The sequence below is a fragment of the Cereibacter changlensis JA139 genome (genome assembly GCF_003034985.1).
Lineage (GTDB): Bacteria > Pseudomonadota > Alphaproteobacteria > Rhodobacterales > Rhodobacteraceae > Cereibacter > Cereibacter changlensis.
Genome location: NZ_PZKG01000102.1, coordinates 1 through 14,159, shown reverse-complemented (window position 1 = coordinate 14,159; position 14,159 = coordinate 1). Strand labels below are relative to the sequence as shown.

At 69.8% G+C, this 14,159-nt stretch carries 15 protein-coding genes and 1 riboswitch; of the genes, 10 read left to right on the top strand and 5 right to left on the bottom strand.

What is annotated here, in order from left to right; translation table 11 throughout:
• On the bottom strand, nucleotides 1-286 hold a 286-nt coding region (locus C5F48_RS17280; RefSeq protein WP_107665106.1), incomplete at its 3' end, for a biopolymer transporter ExbD.
• A gap of 3 nt (nucleotides 287-289) precedes the next feature.
• On the bottom strand, nucleotides 290-1,348 hold the full coding sequence (gene exbB / locus C5F48_RS17275; RefSeq protein ID WP_107665105.1) for a tonB-system energizer ExbB: 1,059 nt from the start codon (nucleotides 1,346-1,348) through the stop codon (nucleotides 290-292).
• Nucleotides 1,349-1,566: 218 nt separating this feature from the next.
• A riboswitch (FMN riboswitch) is annotated at nucleotides 1,567-1,695 on the top strand.
• Between the two features lie 71 nt (nucleotides 1,696-1,766).
• On the opposite strand from exbB, the gene C5F48_RS17270 reads away from it, so the two are divergent.
• The gene (locus C5F48_RS17270; RefSeq protein WP_107665104.1) at nucleotides 1,767-2,204 is read left to right on the top strand and encodes a 6,7-dimethyl-8-ribityllumazine synthase; all 438 of its coding nucleotides are present in this window, start codon (nucleotides 1,767-1,769) and stop codon (nucleotides 2,202-2,204) included.
• Nucleotide 2,205: 1 nt separating this feature from the next.
• Nucleotides 2,206-3,342 carry an iron-containing alcohol dehydrogenase gene (locus C5F48_RS17265; RefSeq protein WP_107665103.1) on the top strand — a complete coding sequence of 379 codons (1,137 nt, stop codon included), beginning with the start codon at nucleotides 2,206-2,208 and terminating at the stop codon, nucleotides 3,340-3,342.
• 28 nt (nucleotides 3,343-3,370) lie between these two features.
• Here the strand turns inward: C5F48_RS17265 and fsa are convergent, their stop codons facing one another.
• The gene (gene fsa, locus C5F48_RS17260) at nucleotides 3,371-4,024 is read right to left on the bottom strand and encodes a fructose-6-phosphate aldolase (protein ID WP_107665102.1); all 654 of its coding nucleotides are present in this window, start codon (nucleotides 4,022-4,024) and stop codon (nucleotides 3,371-3,373) included.
• Nucleotides 4,025-4,183: 159 nt separating this feature from the next.
• Between fsa and C5F48_RS17255 the strand changes: the two genes are divergently transcribed.
• The 5 genes from C5F48_RS17255 (at nucleotide 4,184) to C5F48_RS17235 (ending at nucleotide 8,837) form a co-directional block, all read left to right on the top strand.
• A complete protein-coding gene (locus tag C5F48_RS17255; protein WP_107665101.1) occupies nucleotides 4,184-4,951 on the top strand; it encodes a DeoR/GlpR family DNA-binding transcription regulator in 768 nt (255 codons plus the stop codon).
• A gap of 214 nt (nucleotides 4,952-5,165) precedes the next feature.
• Nucleotides 5,166-5,786: a 30S ribosomal protein S4 gene (gene rpsD / locus C5F48_RS17250; RefSeq protein ID WP_107665100.1), complete on the top strand. Its 621-nt coding sequence runs from the start codon at nucleotides 5,166-5,168 to the stop codon at nucleotides 5,784-5,786.
• A 156-nt stretch (nucleotides 5,787-5,942) separates the two neighbouring features.
• Nucleotides 5,943-7,028: a histidinol-phosphate transaminase gene (gene hisC / locus C5F48_RS17245; protein ID WP_107665099.1), complete on the top strand. Its 1,086-nt coding sequence runs from the start codon at nucleotides 5,943-5,945 to the stop codon at nucleotides 7,026-7,028.
• Entirely contained in the window at nucleotides 7,028-7,972 is a 945-nt protein-coding gene (locus tag C5F48_RS17240; RefSeq protein ID WP_107665098.1) for a prephenate/arogenate dehydrogenase family protein, read from the top strand. The genes hisC and C5F48_RS17240 overlap by 1 nt, the downstream gene beginning before the upstream one ends.
• A 4-nt stretch (nucleotides 7,973-7,976) precedes the next feature.
• Nucleotides 7,977-8,837 carry an extensin-like domain-containing protein gene (locus C5F48_RS17235; RefSeq protein ID WP_107665097.1) on the top strand — a complete coding sequence of 287 codons (861 nt, stop codon included), beginning with the start codon at nucleotides 7,977-7,979 and terminating at the stop codon, nucleotides 8,835-8,837.
• Here the strand turns inward: C5F48_RS17235 and C5F48_RS17230 are convergent.
• Entirely contained in the window at nucleotides 8,825-9,820 is a 996-nt protein-coding gene (locus tag C5F48_RS17230; protein ID WP_107665096.1) for a DUF2125 domain-containing protein, read from the bottom strand. The two genes, C5F48_RS17235 and C5F48_RS17230, sit on opposite strands and share 13 nt — an antisense overlap.
• 62 nt (nucleotides 9,821-9,882) lie before the next feature.
• Here C5F48_RS17230 and C5F48_RS17225 point away from each other — a divergent pair, with 62 nt between their 5' ends.
• From C5F48_RS17225 to C5F48_RS17215, 3 genes are all read left to right on the top strand, one after another.
• Nucleotides 9,883-10,428: a gamma-glutamylcyclotransferase gene (locus tag C5F48_RS17225; protein WP_107665095.1), complete on the top strand. Its 546-nt coding sequence runs from the start codon at nucleotides 9,883-9,885 to the stop codon at nucleotides 10,426-10,428.
• 73 nt (nucleotides 10,429-10,501) lie between these two features.
• A complete protein-coding gene (locus C5F48_RS17220) occupies nucleotides 10,502-11,674 on the top strand; it encodes a biopolymer transporter ExbB (protein ID WP_107665094.1) in 1,173 nt (390 codons plus the stop codon).
• Between the two features lie 3 nt (nucleotides 11,675-11,677).
• Nucleotides 11,678-13,318: a peptidoglycan -binding protein gene (locus C5F48_RS17215; protein ID WP_107665093.1), complete on the top strand. Its 1,641-nt coding sequence runs from the start codon at nucleotides 11,678-11,680 to the stop codon at nucleotides 13,316-13,318.
• A 276-nt stretch (nucleotides 13,319-13,594) separates the two neighbouring features.
• Here the strand turns inward: C5F48_RS17215 and C5F48_RS17210 are convergent.
• The coding region (locus tag C5F48_RS17210; RefSeq protein ID WP_181247719.1) for a ClpB D2-like domain containing protein at nucleotides 13,595-14,159 on the bottom strand (565 nt) is incomplete at its 5' end.

Here is a 14,159-nt window from a genome sequence, read left to right as displayed (position 1 = left end):
CGCCCTTGGTCGCCGTCTCCAGCGCCGCCGCCAGCCCGGCGCGGTCCACCGGCGCATTGCCGAGCGACAGCGTCAGGTCGCGCTGCAGGCTGAGCCAGACCGGCTCGTCGGGCCGCTCCGAGGCCGGCGCGTTCGATCCGGGCAGGTCGACCGGCACGTCGACGGTGGAAAGCGGCGCCGCCACCATGAAGATGATCAGCAGCACCAGGATGACGTCGATGAACGGCGTCACGTTGATCTCGTGATTGACCTCCAGCTCGTCGCCGCGCGACCGTCCGCCCGCCATGGTTCAGACCTCCCTGCCGGAGAGCTGCCCGGCGCGGCGGTAGTCGAGATCGCGGCTCAGCATCCGCTCGACCCCGGCGCCGGCGTCGGCCAGCGACACCTTCCAGCCGGCGATGGAGCGCACGAAGTGGTTGTAGATCACCACCGCCGGGATCGCCGCGACAAGGCCCATCGCGGTGGCCAGCAGCGCCTCGGCGATGCCGGGGGCCACGACGGCGAGGTTGGTGGTCTGGCTCTCGGCGATGCCGATGAAGGCGTTCATGATGCCCCAGACGGTGCCGAACAGCCCGACGAAGGGCCCGACCGAGCCGATGGTCGCCAGGAGGCCGATGCCGCGCCTCAGCCGCTCGCCGGCCTGCACCTCGACCCGCTCGACGATCGAGCGCACCCGTTCCTTCACTCCCTCCGGCCCGGCTCCGTCGAGCGCGGCCTCCGAGGCGCGGAACTCCTCCAGCGCGGCGAAGGCCATGAAGGCCGCCGGGTCGCGCCGCTTGCCGAGGCTCTCGGCCGCCGCCTGCAGCGTCACCGCCTCGCGGATCCGCCCGGCCGACCGATTCAGCCGGCTGCGCGCGATCCGGAGCTCGATCGCCTTGAACAGCAGCACCGTCCAGGTGACGAAGCTCGCCAGCACCAGCAGGATCATCACCGCCTTCACCACCGGATGCGCCGCCTGATACATGCCCCAGGCCGAAAGGTCATGCACCGGCCCCGCTGCCGGCGCCTCGGGCAGGGCCTGCGGCGCCGGCAGCGGGGGCTGCTCCACCGTCGTCTCCATCGGGGTGGCGGGCGCGGTTTCGGCTGGGATTTCTTCGGCGGCTTCGGGCGCAGTCGCCGGGGCGTCCGGCGCGGCGGGGGGCGGCGCAGGCTCCGGCGTCGGGGTCGGAACCTCGGCGGGCAGGGCGGGGGCGGTCTCGGTCGCCTCGGGGGCCGGCTGGCCGAGCGCGGGCGCGGAATCGAAGACCTGCGGCGCGTCGCTCTGCTGGGCGGCGACCGGCGACAGCAGGGACAGCGAGACGACACCGGCGACGGCCAGAGCGAGCGGGGAGAGGGAGAGACGAGCCATCGGGGCCTTCCGAACAGGAAACAGCGCCGGGGCGCCTGCAAGGTGAATGGCTGGCGATCCCCGGCAAGCCGGAGTCGCGGGCTGAGGCTGCATTACCCTATGTTGAGCGAAACAGTCAAGTTTGCCCGGCCGGTTCCCGGCGCGCGGTTTCGTCGCCGTCGGCCAAGGGAAATGCAGCTAATGGCTTGCATGGCCCCTCTGCTTCCTTCTAGACCTTGCACTGTTCTCAGGGCGGGGCGCAATTCCCCACCGGCGGTGACAGCCCGCGAGCGCCTGCCGATGGCAGGGTCAGCAGATCCGGTGGAACTCCGGGGCCGACGGTATAGTCCGGATGGAAGAGAACGGCCGGGACCCTGCGCAGGCAGGGCCCTTGTCGTGCGCGCCTCGGGACCGTTTGGACTTTGCAAAGGATGGTTCCATGTCCCACCCCCTTCGGATCGCCTTCATCAAGGCACGCTGGCACGCCGAGATCGTCGATCAGGCGCTGGATGGCTTCACCTCCGGCATGGCCGAGGCCGGCCGCGAGATCGCGCTGACCACCCATGACGTGCCGGGCGCCTTCGAGATGCCGCTTCTGGCGCAGAAGCTGGGCCAGAGCGGCCGCTTCGATGCCATCGTCTGCGCGGCGCTGGTGGTGGATGGCGGCATCTACCGGCATGATTTCGTGGCGCAGGCCGTGGTTTCGGGGCTGATGCAGGCGCAGCTGGCGACCGGCGTGCCGACCTTCTCGGTCTCGCTGACCCCGCATCACTTCCAGCCGACCGAGGAACACATCGGCTTCTTCAGGGCGCATTTCGTCAAGAAGGGCGCCGAGGCCGCCCATGCCGTGCGCATGATCGCCGATCTGGAGATCTGACATGCCCGCCTTCTCCTTCCTGACGGCGACGGAAATCCTGTTCGGACGGGGGCAGGCAGCCGAGGCCGCGCCGCGTGTGGCCGCGCTGGGCAAACGGGTCGCCCTGCTGCAGGGCGCCGGGGCGCAGCGGGCCGACTGGCTGGCCGCGGCGCTGGAGGCCGAGGGCTGCACCGTCACCCGGATCTCCGTCCCGCGCGAACCGGACGTGCCGCTGATCGAGGCGGCGCTGGCCGAGGCGCGGGGGGCGGAGGTGGTCGTCAGCCATGGCGGCGGCGCGGTGATCGACGCCGGCAAGGCGGTGGCGGCGCTGCTGCCCGCGCCGCGGCCAATGCTCGACCACCTGGAGGTGGTGGGGCTGGGCCTGCCGCTGGACGTGCCGCCCTTGCCCTTCATCGCGGTGCCCACCACGGCGGGCACCGGGGCCGAGGTGACGCGCAACGCGGTGATCGGCGTGCCCGAACACCGCCGCAAGGTCTCTCTGCGCGACCCCCGCATGTTGCCGCGGCTCGCCATCGTCGATCCGGCGCTGACCGACGGGCTGCCGCGTCCGATCACGCTGGCCTCGGGGCTCGACGCGATCACCCAGGTGATCGAGCCCTATATCTGCACCCGCGCCAACCCGCTGACCGACGCGCTCTGCCGCGACGCGATCCCGAAGGGGTTGGCCGCCTTGCAGGTGTTGATGGCGCGGGAGGATCCGGCGGCGCGCGATGCGATGGCCTGGGTCAGCCTCTGCGGCGGGCTGGCCTTGGCCAATGCCGGGCTGGGGGTCGTGCATGGGTTGGCGGGGCCGCTGGGCGGGCTGACCACCGCGCCGCATGGAGCGATCTGCGGCGCGTTGCTGCCGCATGCGCTGACGCTGAACCGCGCCAAGGTGACCGATCCGGCGCTGGCGGCGCGGATCGAGGAGGTGCTGGGCTGGATCGGCGCGGCCTTCGACTGCCCGCCGGATCAGGCCACGGCGGCGCTGGCAGAGTGGGCGGGCGAGCATGGCTTGCCGGGGCTGTCGGGGCTGGGGGTCTCGGCCGAGGATCGCGCGGCGGCGGCCGGGGCGGCGGCGAGCTCGTCCTCGATGAAGGCGAACTCCGCCGTGCTGAGCGAGGCCGACCTGCGGGCCCTGCTCGACGCGGCGGGGTGAGGCGGGCGCGCGGCGCCCGCCCGGTGGGTCAGAGGATGGACTGGCCGGTGGCGGCCCAGTCCTTGGCGAACTGGTCGAGACCCTTGTCGGTCAGCACGTGGTTCGCCAGCCCCTTGATCACCCCGGCCGGGATGGTCGCCACATCGGCGCCGGCGAGGGCGGCTTCGCGGACGTGGTTCGCGGTGCGGATCGAGGCGGCGAGGATCTGGGTCTCGAAGGCGTAGTTGTCGTAGATCTGGCGGATGTCGCGGATCAGCTCCATCCCGTCGATGTTGATGTCATCGAGCCGGCCGATGAAGGGCGAGATGTAGGTCGCGCCGGCTTTCGCGGCCAGCAGCGCCTGATTGGCCGAGAAGCAGAGCGTGACGTTGGTCTTGATGCCGTTCAGCGTGAAGTGGCGGCAGGCCTTCAGCCCGGCGAGGGTCAGCGGCAGCTTCACCACCACGTTCGGCGCGATCTTGGCCAGATGCTCGCCCTCGGCCACCATGCCGTCATAGTCGATCGAGGCGACCTCGGCCGAGACCGGGCCGTCGACGAAGGCGCAGATCTCGGCGATCACTTCCTTGAAGTCGCGGCCCGATTTGGCGATCAGCGAGGGGTTGGTGGTGACGCCATCCAGCAGGCCGTATTCGTGCAGGTCGCGGATCTCGGAGACGACGGCGGTATCGACGAAGAATTTCATGTCAGCTTTCCTTGGATTTCTCCGGTCCCGGGAAGGATCGGCGTTGCCCTTTATCTAGCGATTTCACAGTGAAATCACAAGTAAAATAACAAAATAACGTCGATATTGTTGTTATTGGGAGGCAACCTGTTATAACCCGGACAAAAGCGGGGTATCGGTGTGAGACGCGGCGAGCGCAGGAAGGCCATCCTCGACCTGCTGGTGGAACAGCGGACGGCGGATCTCGACGATCTGGCGACGCGCTTTGCCGTGTCGAGGATGACCATCCACCGGGATCTCGACGATCTGGAGCAGGAAGGCCTGCTGCGGAAGGTGCGCGGCGGGGCCACCATCGAGGCCGGCACCCAGTTCGAAAGCGATTTCCAGTTCCGGGCCCGGCAGAACGGCGAGGCCAAGGACCGCATGGCGGCGGTGGCGCTGGAGCTGATCGAGCCGGGAATGACGGTGATGGTGAACGACGGCTCCACCGCGGCGATCCTGGGCGCGCTGCTGCCCGAGAAGCGGCCGCTGACCGTCATCACCAACAACGCCGCGGTGCTCGATCGGCTGAAGGGCGAGCCGGGCATCAAGCTGATGGCGCTGGGCGGGGTGTTCTCGGCCAAGTTCAACGCCTTCTTCGGCGTCGTCACCGAGGATGCGCTGGCGCGGCTGAAAGCCGACATGGCGATCATCTCGGTTCCGGCGGTGGCGGGGCGGCAGGCCTTCCACATGGACGAGGAGGTGGTGCGGGCCAAGCGGGCGATGATGGCGGCGGCGGTGCAATCCTGTCTTCTGGTGAACCACCAGCGCATCGGACGCAGCGCCCTGCATGTGCTGGCCGATCTGGCGCAGTTTTCCACGGTCATCACCGATGACGACCCGGCCCCCGAGGCGCAGGAGGCGCTGGCGCGCGAGGGCATCGCCCTGCGCATCGCCCGGCCCGGGTGATCCGCCGCGCCCTGCGGGGAAAGCCGGCGGCAGGGCTGTTGACACCGCCGCGACCGGCTGTATAAGCGCGCATCCCCGGGTTCTGCCCGGGGTTTTCATTGGTGTTGGTGGACCCCGCGAGGGGAACCCTGTCGAAGCGCAAGCTTAGAGGACAACGCCCTTCGTGACGCCCCGAGATTCGTTGACGGGCAGGAAAACCTGAAGGAGATCAGCCGTGACGAAACGCACGTCTGCCAAGCATAAAATTGACCGCCGTATGGGCGAGAACATCTGGGGCCGTCCGAAGTCCCCGGTGAACAAGCGCGAATACGGCCCCGGCCAGCACGGCCAGCGCCGCAAGAACAAGCTTTCCGACTTCGGCACGCAGCTGCGCGCCAAGCAGAAGCTGAAGGGCTACTACGGCGACCTGACCGAAAAGCAGTTCCGCAAGATCTTCGCCGAAGCCGAGCGCGTGAAGGGTGACACCGGCGAGATGCTCGTCGGTCTGCTCGAGCGTCGTCTGGATGCGATCGTCTACCGCGCCAAGCTGGTTCCGACCATCTTCGCCGCGCGCCAGTTCGTGAACCACGGCCACGTCACCGTGAACGGCGTCCGGGTGAACATCGGCTCCTACCGCGTCAAGGAAGGCGACATCATCGCCGTCCGCGAGAAGTCGCGTCAGCTGGCCATCATCCTCGAAGCGATCCAGCTAACCGAGCGCGACGTGCCGGACTATCTGGAAGTCGACAACTCCAAGCTGACGGTGAAATTCGTCCGCACCCCGAGCCTGGGCGACGTGCCCTATCCGGTGGTGATGGAACCGAACCTCGTCGTCGAATTCTACGCCAAGAACTGATCCGGCTTTTCGCTCGGATCCGGGGCCGTCGCGGGAAACCGCGGCGGCCTTTTGCGTTTGGGGGCTGCTGTCAAGGGGCGGGGCGCTGCCTGCGCAACTTCGCGCTGGCCAGAGCCTGCCCCGGCGGCTAGAACCCGCAGGCACGAGAGGTGACCCATGTCCGACGCAATCCGACCGCAGCCCGGTATCCTTGACATCGCCCTTTACGAGGGCGGCAAGGCGCATGTGGCAGGCATCAGCAATGTGCTGAAGCTGTCTTCCAACGAGAACCCCTTCGGCCCCTCGGCCAAGGCCAAGGAAGTCTTCCTGCGCTCGGTCCATTCGCTGCACCGCTATCCCTCGACCGACCACGCCCCGCTGCGCCAGGCCATCGCCGAGGTGCACGGGCTCGACCCCGACCGGGTGATCTGCGGCTGCGGGTCGGACGAGATCATCACCTTCCTGATGCAGGCCTATGCCGGGCCGCGCGACGAGGTGCTGTTCACCGAGCACGGCTTCCTGATGTACCGCATCTCGGCGCTGGCCGTGGGGGCGACGCCGGTGGAGGTGCCGGAGCGCGAGCGGACGACGGATGTCGATGCGCTGCTGGCGGCCTGCACGCCGCGGACGCGGCTGGTGTTCATCGCCAACCCGAACAACCCGACCGGCACGATGATCGGCGCCGCCGATGTGGCGCGGCTGGCGGCGGGGCTGCCGCCGCAGGCCATTCTGGTGCTGGACGGGGCCTATGCCGAATATGTGCCGGGCTTCGACGCCGGGCTCGCGCTGCTCGAGGGGCGCGGCAATGTGGTGATGACGCGGACCTTCTCGAAGATCTACGGGCTGGGCGGTCTGCGGATCGGCTGGGGTTACGGGCCGAAGCCGATCATCGATGTGCTGAACCGGATCCGCGGGCCGTTCAACCTGTCGACCACGCAGCTCGATGTGGCCGAGGCGGCGGTGCGCGATCAGGATCACGTGGCGAAATGCCGGGCGGAGAACGCGCGCTGGCGCGTCTGGCTGGCCGAGGCGCTGGCCGAGATCGGCGTGCCTTCGGACACCTCGATGGCCAATTTCATCCTCGCCCGCTTCGCCGATGCCGAGGAGGCGGAGGCCTGCGACAATTTCCTGCAATCGCAGGGGCTGCTCGTGCGGCGGGTGACCAGCTACAAGCTGCCGCATTGCCTGCGCATCACCATCGGCGACGAGGCCTCGTCACGCCGGGTCGCCCATGCCATCGCCCAGTTCAAGGGGCTGCGCTGATGGCGATCTACCAGCGGGTGGCGCTGATCGGGCTCGGGCTGATCGCCTCGTCGATGGCGCATGCCATGCGGCAGGGCGGGCTGGCGGGCGAGATCGTCGGCCATGCCCGCAGCGCGGAAACGCGGGCGGCGGCGCTGGAGATCGGGATCTGCGACCGGGTGTTCGAGACGGCGGCCGAGGCGGTGGTCGGTGCGGATCTGGTGGTGCTGGCGGTGCCGGTGGGGGCGATGGGCGAGATCGCCGCCGAGATCGCGCCGCATCTGGCTGCGGGCGCGACGGTGACGGATGTGGGGTCGGTGAAGCAGGCGGTGATTGCCGCCGTGCAGCCGCATATCCCGGAAGGCGTGCATTTCATTCCCGGGCATCCGCTGGCGGGGACCGAACATTCCGGCCCGCGCTCGGGCTTCGCCACGCTGTTCCGCAACCGCTGGTGGCTGCTGACCCCCTGCGAGGGCGCCGACCCCGGGGCGGTGGCGCGGCTGCGCAGCCTGCTGGAGGCGATGGGCGCCAATGTCGATACGATGGACGCGCCGCACCATGACCTCGTGCTGGCGGTGACCAGCCACACGCCGCACCTGATTGCCTATACGATGGTGGGCGTCGCCGACGACCTGCGGCGGGTGACGGATTCGGAGGTGATCCGCTATTCGGCGGCGGGTTTCCGCGACTTTACCCGGATCGCGGCCTCGGACCCGACGATGTGGCGCGACGTGTTCTTGACAAACAAGGAGGCGACGCTCGAAATCCTCGGGCGGTTCACCGAGGAGCTGTTCGCGCTGCAGCGGGCGATCCGGCTGGGCGACGGCGACCATCTTCACGAGTATTTCACCCGGACCCGTGCGATCCGGCGTGGCATTATCGAGGCGGGACAGGATACAGCGGCCCCGGACTTCGGGCGGTCTTCCGAGACCGCGACCGGGCCGGGACCAAAAGCGAAAGGCTGACCGGATGCGGAATCTCCTGGCCACGGCGGCCCTTTGCGCGATGACGGCAGGCGCCGTCTCGGCCAGCGCCCCCGAAGCCTCGCTCCGCCCGATGCCGCGCCCCGCCGCCGTCGAGACCGTGGTGCAGGCGGCCGTCGTCTCTGCCCGCCCGCGCGCCCGGCCGGCGCTGCCGGCGGACCTGCTGGCCGAGGCGCCCGAGGCGCCGGTGCTGGCCCATGCCGGTCCTGCGTTGGCCCCGGCGGCGCAGAAGCCCGGGATCTTCGCCAACATGTTCCGCCCCAAGCCCCGCCCGCCCGAGCAGGTGGTGGCCGCCGCCGCGGTGCGGGTGCGCCCCGGCGCGGCGCTGGTGCAGCCACGCAAGGGATCGGTTTGCGGTGATCCATCGATCCGCGGCGAGGTGCTGGCCCCGATCACCGGCAAGCTGCGCGGCTGCGGCATCGACGAGCCGGTGAAGATCACCTCGGTCGACGGGGTGAAGCTGAGCATGGCGGCGACGGTCGACTGTTCCACCGCCAAGGCGCTGAAGACCTGGATCAACCGGGGGCTGCGCCCGGCGATGGGCGAGGTGATGGCGCTGCAGGTGGCGGGGGCCTATACCTGCCGCAGCCGCAACAACCAGAGCGGCGCGCCGATCAGCGAGCATGGCCGGGGCAAGGCGATCGACATCTCGGGGATCACGCTGGCCAGCGGCAAGACCGTGACGGTCGAGGGCGGCTGGCGCAGCAAGGAGGGCCGGGGCATGCAACAGGCGCACAAGGCGGCCTGCGGCATCTTCGGCACCACGCTGGGCCCCGGGTCAGACGGGTTTCACGAGGACCATCTGCATTTCGACACCATCCCCCGCCGCAAGGCCTACTGTCGCTGAGCCAGACGCGGCGCCGGGCCGAGCGGCAGCGGGCCGAGGCTCATCCGCCCGTCGGCGAAGATCAGCGGCACGTCGAGCTTTTCCGCATCCGCCGATTGCGCGGCCATGATCCCCAGCATCCGCTCCCATGTCGGCGCGACCTCGGGCTTGATCAGCTCCAGCGCCACGGCGAGGCGGATCGCCTTGCGCCAGTTCTCCAGCCGGAAGTCGATGCGGCCCTCGGGGAGGCCGTCCTGAACCGTCAGCCCGCCCGAGGCGAAGAGCTTCAGGTCGCCCCAGGCGATCAAGGTTTCGTTCAGATCGAGGCTGGCGAGCTCTGGCCGGGTCTCGCCGGCGTGGCGGTCGAGCGGCGCGGTGAAGCCGAGGATCGCCGAGAGCTTCACGCTGTCGATCACCTCGGGCAGCTCCGCCTCCGTCGCCGCCGACAGCAGGCTGGCGTCGGGGGCGAGGGCGGTGATGTCGAGCCCGATCTCGTGCCGTGCCGGATCGTCGTCGATCTGCCGGGTGGCGAAGCGCGCCGCGCTGGCGGCGACCGACCAGCCGAGGCTGGAGCGCGCCGCCAGCCCCTCGCCGGCGATGGCGATGCGGTCCAGCGCCAGCGCGGGCGAGGGCTTCACGATCAGGCTGCCGCGCAGCCGGGTCGAATCCAGCGTGATCTGCTGCCCGGGGGCCAGGATCGTCTGGGTGTTGGGCAGGGCGGCGATGACATGCCAGGGCTTGTAGGTCAGGCTGAACACCTGGGCGAAGGGCGCGCGCCAGCCGAAGCCGCTGGCCGGGTCTTCCAGATGCGGCTCGGTCACCGTCAGGTCGAAGCGGCTGGGGAAGCCCGCGACATCGAGGCTCTCGCGCTCGGCGATGCGGCCCTGCGCCGCCTGGCTGGCGAACCAGGCCTCGGCCGAGCGCTCCAGCGCGCGGGAGCCGACGAACCAGTAGCCGCCCCAGAGGACCGCCGCCACGAGGACCAGGGTGAGAACTGCGCGCATGCCGGGGCCTTTCCATCCGTCTGAAGCTGATGTTTACAGGGACGCAGGCAAAAGGAACAGGCATGGAACGGCTTTGGGTCTTCGGTTACGGCTCGCTGATCTGGAACCCCGAGTTCCCGGTGGCGCAGGCCGTGGTAGCGCGGCTGGACGGCTGGCATCGCAGCTTCTGCATGCGCTCGATCCACCATCGCGGCAGCGAGACCGATCCGGGGCTGGTGCTGGCGCTGGACCGGGCCGAGGGGGCGCGCTGCGACGGCGTGGCCTTCGAGGTGGAGGCGGGGGCCGAGGCGGCGACGCTGGCCAGCCTGCGCGAACGCGAGCTGATCTCCTCGGCCTATCTGGAGATCCGGCTGCCGGTGACGCTGGCGACGGGGGGCACGGTCGAGACGCTGGCCTATGTGATCGACCCGGCCCATGCGCAATATTGCGGCGGGCTGGCGCTGGAGGAGCAGGCGGCGATCATCGCCCGCGCCAGAGGCGGGCGGGGGCCGAACCGCGACTACCTGTTCAACACCGCCGAGCATCTGGAGAGCCTCGGCATCGCCGATCCCGACCTGCGATGGCTGGCGGCCCGGGTGCGCGAATTGGGCAACGCCCCGGCCTCTTGATTTCTTTGCCGGTTGGCAGTCGCCGGCGGCGCGCCTATTGTCCGGGGAAAGTTACAAGGTTCGTCGGCGCTTGATGGAAAAGACCACCTCGGCTCATCCCCATTTCACCCAGCCGGTGAGACAACTGCTGGTGATGCTCATCGTCACGGCGCTGGTCGGGACCGGCATCGCGCTGGCCTATGCCCAGCTGCTGGGCCTGTTCATGGCCAAGCCCTGGCTGAACGGCTTCATCGCGCTGGTCTTCCTTTTGGGCGTCGGCATCTGCTTCCTGCATGTCTTCCGGCTGATGCGCTCCATCGACTGGCTGGAGGATTTCGTGCGCCAGCGCCCGGGGCAGGGCATCGCCCCGGCCCCGAACCTGCTGGCGCCGCTGGCCGCGCTGCTGCGGTCGCGCGGGGCGCGGATGCAGTTGTCCTCGACCAGCTCGCGCTCGATCCTCGACTCGGTCGCGACCCGGCTGGACGAGCAGCGGGATGTCACGCATTACCTCGGCAGCCTGCTGATCTTCCTTGGTCTTCTGGGCACCTTCTACGGCCTCGCCACTACCGTGCCGGCGCTGGTCGAGACGATCCGCTCGCTGTCGCCGAAGGATGGCGAGACCGGGGTCGATGTCTTCGCCAAGCTGATGGGCGGGTTGGAGGATCAGCTGGGCGGGATGGGCACGGCCTTCTCCTCCTCGCTCCTGGGGCTCGCCGGATCGCTGGTCGTCGGCCTGCTGGAGCTGTTCGCCGGCCACGGCCAGAACCGCTTTTACCGCGAGCTGGAGGAGTGGCTGTCGACCATCACCAAGCTCGGCTATGCCGGGCCGGATGGCGAGGCCACCGATCAGGGCGCGATTGCCGGCATCCTGGAGCAGATGGCCGGGCAGATGGACACGATGCAGCTGCTGCACGCCCAGTCCGAGGCCAACCGCACGCTGGTCGACGAGCGGATCGGCGCGCTGGCCGTGGCGGTGGAGCGGCTGGCCGGCCAGCTGGAGAGCGGCAGCTCGGGCCAGACCACGGCGCTGGATAGGCTGGCCGACGGGCAGGAGCGGCTGATCGCGGCGCTTGGGTCGGCGGAACATGCCGCGCTGTCGGATGCGGAAAGCCGGATGCGGCTGCGCTCGATCGACGTGCAGCTGCTGCGCATCCTCGAGGAGATCGCGGCGGGCCGGCAGGAAGCCGTGTCCGACGTGCGCAGCGACCTCGCGGCGCTGACCGGCGCGGTGCGGCAGCTGTCGCGCGGCGCGGTCGGGCGGAGCTAGGCCATGGCCCTGCTGCGACGGGGAGGGCGGCGCGAGTCCAACATCTGGCCCGGTTTCGTCGATGCGATGACGGCGCTGCTCTTGGTGCTGATGTTCGTGCTGACCATCTTCCTCGTCGTGCAATCGGTGCTGCGCGAGACCATCACCACCCAGGACAGCGAGCTCGACTCGCTCACCAGCCAGATCGCCAGCCTCGCCGACGCGCTGGGGCTGGAGCGGCAGCGCAGCGAGGATCTGGCCGCCGAAGTCACCCAGCTCGGCACCGACCTGACCGCGGCGCAGAGCGAGGGCGAGCGGCAGGCCTCGCTGATCGCCACGCTGACCAGCACGCTGGCGGCGCGCGAGAGCGACCTGCAGGCGGCGACGGCGCGGGTGACCTCCTTCGAGGCGCAGGTGGCGACGCTGCTGGCCGACCGCGACAAGGCGCGCGGCGAGGCGACGGCGCTGACCGCGACGGTCGAGGCGCTGAAGGCGGCGGAGGAACGGCTGATCTCGGAACAGGAGGCGTTGCGGCTGGCGCTGGCCACGGCGCGGACCGAGATCGACGCGGGCGCCGAGGCGGCGCGGCTGGCCGCGGCCCGGCGCGAGGCGCTGGATGCGCTGGTGGCCGAGCTGCGCAGCAAGGTGACCGAGGGCGAGACGGCGCTGACCGCGACGAAGGCCGAGCTGGCCGAGGCGCAGACCCGGCTGACCGAGGAGGAAGAGGCGCGGCTGGCCGACGCCGCCGCCGCCGAGGCGCTGCGGGCGCGGCTGGCCTCTTCGGACAGCGAGCTGACGGCGATGACACTGGCGCTGGAGGAACAGCGCAAGCGGGCCGAGGAGACGCTGACCCTTCTGGCCGCGGCGCAGACCCAGGCGGCGCAGGCGGCGGCGGGGCAGGACCAGCGGCAGGCGCTGCTGGCCGCGGCGCAGGAGGCGCTGTCGAAGGAACAGGCGCAGACCCAGGAGAGCGCCCGGCGCGTCGCGCTGCTGAACGAGCAGATCTCGGCGCTGCGGGCGCAGCTCGGGTCGCTGCAGGGGCTTCTGGATGCGGCGGCGGAGCAGGATGCCGCTTCCCAGGTGCAACTGCAGGCGCTGGGGACCCAGCTGAACTCGGCGCTGGCGCAGGTGGCTTCGGAACAGCGGCGGCGGGCCGAGCTGGAGGAGGCCGAGCGCAAGCGGCTGGAGGCCGAGACGGCCAATCTGGAGAAGTTCCGCTCGGAATTCTTCGGACAGCTGCGGCAGGTGCTGGCCGGGCGCGAGGGCGTGCGGATCGTCGGTGACCGCTTCGTCTTCTCCTCGGAAGTGCTGTTCACCGCGGGGTCGGCCGACCTCTCGCCCGAGGGGCGGGCGCAGATCCAGCGGGTGGCCAGCACGCTGATGGAGGTGGCGGGGGAGATCCCGCCGGGCATCGACTGGATCATCCGGGTCGATGGCCATACCGACGACGTGCCGCTGTCGGGCTATGGCCAATTCGCCGACAACTGGGAGCTGAGCCAGGCCCGGGCGCTGTCGGTGGTGCGCTACATGCAGGACGGGCTGAACTTCCCGCCGTCGCGGATGGCGGCGACCGGCTTTGGCGAATACCAGCCGGTGGTGGCGGGCAGCTCGCCCGAGGCCCGGGCGCAGAACCGGCGGATCGAGTTGAAGCTGACCGAGCGGTGATTTGGCGGCGCGGCGGATGTGGGGCGTCGGGGTGGGGGAGCCCCGCCCTACGGGGTCGGGCATTGGTCGCGGAGCCGGAAGGCATTGGCTCGCTTGAACAGGTGTTTGCGGAGATGGCGCGATGGGTGGGGTGGAACCCCACCCTACGAGGTCGGGTAGGGTGGGGTTTTACCCTACCATGACCCGGTCGGCGTAATGTCCTGCCGCTGTCCGCGCTCCCAACCCGGAACGCAAAAGGGCGGGGTTTCCCCCGCCCTTTGTTGTCTGGCGCCGTGATCACTCGGCGGTGAGCAGCGGCGGCTTGCTGCCGGTGAGGCGCGGCTTCTGCGGCTCCTCGATGGTCAGCTCGATCGCGTCGTCCTTGACGCCGACCTTCACCACGCCGCCCTTGGTCAGCTTGCCGAACAGCAGCTCTTCCGCCAGCGGCTTCTTGATGTGCTCCTGGATCACGCGACCCAGCGGGCGGGCGCCCATCTTGTCGTCGTAGCCCTTTTCACCGAGCCAGAGCGCCGCTTCCGGCGAGAGCTCGATATGCACGTTGCGGTCCATCAGCTGGGCCTCGAGCTGCAGCACGAACTTCTCGACCACCTGCAGGATGATCTCGCGGCCGAGCGGCGCGAAGGAGATCACCGCGTCCAGACGGTTGCGGAATTCCGGCGTGAAAGTCCGCTCGATGGCGGCGGTATCCTCGCCGGTGCGGCGCTCGCGACCGAAGCCGATGGCCGATTTCGCCAGTTCGGAAGCCCCGGCGTTGGAGGTCATGATCAGGATCACGTTGCGGAAATCCACCGTCCGGCCGTTGTGGTCGGTCAGCTTGCCGTGGTCCATGACCTGCAGCAGG

Bases quoted from the DNA above. Each gene is read 5' to 3' on its own strand.
- exbB (WP_107665105.1), bottom strand. From the start codon at position 1,348: ATGGCTCGTCTCTCCCTCTCCCCGCTCGCTCTGGCCGTCGCCGGTGTC.
- C5F48_RS17270 (WP_107665104.1), top strand. From the start codon at position 1,767: ATGTCCCACCCCCTTCGGATCGCCTTCATCAAGGCACGCTGGCACGCC.
- C5F48_RS17265 (WP_107665103.1), top strand. From the start codon at position 2,206: ATGCCCGCCTTCTCCTTCCTGACGGCGACGGAAATCCTGTTCGGACGG.
- fsa (WP_107665102.1), bottom strand. From the start codon at position 4,024: ATGAAATTCTTCGTCGATACCGCCGTCGTCTCCGAGATCCGCGACCTG.
- hisC (WP_107665099.1), top strand. From the start codon at position 5,943: ATGTCCGACGCAATCCGACCGCAGCCCGGTATCCTTGACATCGCCCTT.
- C5F48_RS17240 (WP_107665098.1), top strand. From the start codon at position 7,028: ATGGCGATCTACCAGCGGGTGGCGCTGATCGGGCTCGGGCTGATCGCC.
- C5F48_RS17235 (WP_107665097.1), top strand. From the start codon at position 7,977: ATGCGGAATCTCCTGGCCACGGCGGCCCTTTGCGCGATGACGGCAGGC.
- C5F48_RS17230 (WP_107665096.1), bottom strand. From the start codon at position 9,820: ATGCGCGCAGTTCTCACCCTGGTCCTCGTGGCGGCGGTCCTCTGGGGC.
- C5F48_RS17225 (WP_107665095.1), top strand. From the start codon at position 9,883: ATGGAACGGCTTTGGGTCTTCGGTTACGGCTCGCTGATCTGGAACCCC.
- C5F48_RS17220 (WP_107665094.1), top strand. From the start codon at position 10,502: ATGGAAAAGACCACCTCGGCTCATCCCCATTTCACCCAGCCGGTGAGA.
- C5F48_RS17215 (WP_107665093.1), top strand. From the start codon at position 11,678: ATGGCCCTGCTGCGACGGGGAGGGCGGCGCGAGTCCAACATCTGGCCC.